The organism is Duodenibacillus massiliensis (assembly GCF_900128485.1).
Taxonomy (GTDB): Bacteria; Pseudomonadota; Gammaproteobacteria; order Burkholderiales; family Burkholderiaceae_F; genus Duodenibacillus; species Duodenibacillus massiliensis.
In genome coordinates, this window is record NZ_LT635841.1 from 1 (window position 1) to 3,620 (window position 3,620).

The following is a 3,620-nucleotide window of genomic DNA, read 5'->3' on the forward strand; positions in this document are numbered from 1 at the left end:
GCAAGGCGGTCGCAGTCGACATTCAGCAGAAAAAGCTCACTGTCAATGTGAACGGCGTAAAGGTCGGCGAATACAACGGTGATGTCGATCAGGTGATTGACATCACAGTGAGCGAAGGGGCTCAGCCCGGTGATTACAAAATGATTGCCGGCAGCACGATCCCTGACGGTTGGCTTTTATGTAACGGTGCAGCGGTCTCCAGAACGACCTATGCCAAGTTGTTTGCGGCCATTGGTACCCGGTATGGATCAGGCAACGGCTCTACCACGTTTAATTTGCCTAATTTCAATGGTAGGCATGTGTTGGGCACAACCAACACGGGAAACCTCGGTAGCTACGTAAGTGCTGGGTTACCGGACATCACGGGTTCTTTTTCACCAAACTTCAATGGTGATTCTGGTGGCTTTCATTTTTCTAGTGGTGCTATATATTCCGGTTGCTTTAATCGTGGAAAAAAGGTTGATTTTTCATGCGGATGGGGCCGCTACGGTGATGACTATGCTTTAAATTTTGCCGCCCATTATTCAAATAATGTGTACGGAAATTCATCATCTGTCTCCGTTCCTGCGGCCTATTCCTTGATTATCATCAGAACATAAGCCGCGGCGACAGACACAGATGACGATCTTCCATACGTACTGTCATACGCGCCGGCACGCATCCGGACGTTAACAATCGGATCCGGCCCGGGCGCTACGGACTTTTTGTCACTGTTTCCCGAGTCTTCTGTCCAGAGGGCACCGTAGGTCCTCCAGGCGCTTTTCCAAATAATGCCGGATGTTGCATAACCACTTATGTCCGGACATCACTGGCAGTATTAGCCTTGTGAGCGGAGGTACAGAAAAAACTTCCGGAGCGTTGTATACGTCAACGTCATATTCCGCCAGCCACATCAATTCGCCTGTTTTAGGAAAAACGCCTGGCATTCACTTGTCCGCAAGCCTGGTCAGTGGATACTTCGGTCGGTCTAACGGGGTTAGTGTTGATGCTCTCTATGCTTTGATGATCATCAAGACATAGGTGGCATCAACTGATACTCCTGATGCTCCGTAATAGCCGCTATAACGAGAGGCACGAAAAGATCTACGTATAAATTCTCTCGTCTCAGAGAAGCCGGGAATCTCCATACTCAATGAACCAGTTTTTGCTGAATACACGGCCCCTGTGGACTGCCACCCGCTGTTATCGGCTTCGAAAGCGGAGCCCCAAGTTCCACTGATGTCCGGACATTACGTATAACAGGAAGCCTTATATCTGGACTTAATCAGACAGGAGCGTTAGCCGGGGCTTTTGCTGATAGTTCCGGTGAAGGTTCGTCAAATTATGCAGGCGGGGGTATACCACTCGTTATGGAGGTCATTCAGAGCCTCACGATCAGTAGCGACTTATGGCCGCATCTACTCCGGAGTAACCGTGGATGCCGTTTACGTTTTAATTATTATTAAGACATAAAGCGCATCAACCAAAACGTCTGAGTTATATCCATAAATGGAACTGGCCCACGATGCTTTAAATCGGCCGGTCTTTCCTTTTGATTGAGGGTCATCGGAATAACCTCCTTCAAATGGAGTGCCTGTCCAAAAAGCTCCTGCGTAATATTTGTCATACTCGGCGTCATTATTCGGAAATTCTCCGGTTATGTCCGGGGACAGATAACTGGTACATTGCTCTGCGATACGAATACAGAAAATAATGGCGTTATCTTTTGGGCTGGTGGCGTGTGCTCCTATTCTGTGGCAGCGGAGAATAATCCGTATTCACAATATGCCTCTAAAGGTAGCAGCCACTACCGAGCCAAAATTGATATTGAGGCATCTCAAGGTAACTATATTTTCGGGCGTGCCAGTACGGTATCTGTGCCAGCTTACTATGTCTTAATTATTATCAAGGCATAACAAGCGGAAACAGAAACACCTGAGGAGTTTCCATATGTCGAGCTGGACCATCTGGCAGCGAACTGAAAACTATCCATTCGCCAAAGAGAATCCCCAGCAACACCCCCATTGGCAGAGACATTGGGACAATAGAAAGCCCCGGTTGGATGAGGCTTAGCATCGAAAGTTAACCCAACGGATAAATAATTAGCAGTGCCCGTTATGTCCGGACATAACTGGCACTGTACAAATCGGCGGCTATCCCTTAATGACAACTGACCACAAAGGGGCGTTCTATGCAGTATCCCAAGGGAACGCTGATACTCATTGCCAAGATTCCTCCATAAGAGCAACTGTTTTAGGTTTTTCGGCTTCCAAGTCGAATGGCATCTACGGAAACTCATCAACGGTGCAAGTACCCGCTTCTTACACTTTGATAATCATCAGGGCGTAGGCTGACGGGACGTTGACATTGTTAGATCTTCCATATATTGAGTTTTCGGAAGAAGCCATAAACTTAACAATTTTTCGGTGTTGATATTTGTCTACACCGTAATTTGATTGCTCTTTGGCTATGAGAGAAAAAGCGCCGCTTGTATATTGTAATTCAGCGTGCCCAACGTCAAATTCACCAATGATGTCCGGCCGGACATCAGCGGGTATACGGAGGTCAGAGGCATAGAGTACGTGCCTACACGCAAAAGTACAGGAGTTTTCTCAGTGGAAAAGGCTACCAAAGACGCCTATTCATCGCACTTAGATAGCGTGGCTGAGACTGTTCCCGGACGACTGGTTTTTACGGCATCCGATTCGAGCAGTGTCTACGGCCGCACTTCCGGGGTATCTGTTCCGGCGGCTTACACGCTAATGATTATCAAGGCATAGCATGCCGGGACGGACACACCGCTTGACTGGCCGTAAGTCGAGTCTGAATACCCAGCTCGGAAGCCGAGCCCATACTGAGCATTTTCTGAATCATCGACAGACCATGCTCCCTTGCCGCCGCTAGATAATTTATAGAAAGCGCCGTTAAATGAGCCATCTACGGTGTCGTCTGTTGTGTTTTTTGGGATGATCGATCCTGTTATGTCCGGTGCCCAAACTGTCTATAAATCATCAGAAGATAGGGGGCTGAATACTGGTGGCTGCCCCCTGTGGTTTGGGCTAAGACTTTTCTTTGGCCTCCTCATTGGCGCTGATAATGTGTGGAAGAAGACCGGCTCTCAGGGCACAGCCGTATACATAAGAGCACCACGCGTCCATGACGGGGCGTCTTGCCTCCAAATAATCAGACCTTTGGTAAGCGCGTGAAACTTGACTCCCGGACACGTGAGAGAGGCATGATTCCGCAACTTCAAACGGGATGGCGTGGTCTGCCAGCCAGCTCCTGGCGATTGACCGCAGTCCGTGAGCAACGAGTTTTCCTGAAAGGGTTGTCTGATGAAGGTACTTGGCAAGCTTCTGGCTTGACATGTGCTCGTTTGACCGCATGCCTGAAAAGACAAAGGCATTTTTCGGGTGAGGTGAGAGTTTGTGTTCCTCCGCCAGTAGACGGAGCATGAAATTTGTTAGTGGAACCCTGTGAGGCCGGCGCTTTTTCATCTGGTCTCCGGGAATGGTCAGCGTTTCGTCTTTAATCCAGTCTTTCCTGAGCTTTGCAGTTTCGCCTGGCCGCAGCATTGAGCATAGCGACCAAAGAAACAAGATTTGTAGCCTGGTCGGGGCGGCGGCTATGACAGCCATGAT

General features: G+C 48.9%; 2 protein-coding genes. One reads left to right on the forward strand and one right to left on the reverse strand.

Annotated elements, in window-relative coordinates; genetic code table 11:
• Nucleotides 1-599, forward strand: a 599-nt coding sequence (locus tag BQ7486_RS00015; RefSeq protein WP_143182965.1) for a phage tail protein, incomplete at its 5' end; no start/stop codon positions are given.
• 2,439 nt (nucleotides 600-3,038) lie between these two features.
• Here the strand turns inward: BQ7486_RS00015 and BQ7486_RS00025 are convergent.
• On the reverse strand, nucleotides 3,039-3,620 hold a 582-nt coding region (locus BQ7486_RS00025; RefSeq protein ID WP_162272201.1), incomplete at its 5' end, for a site-specific integrase.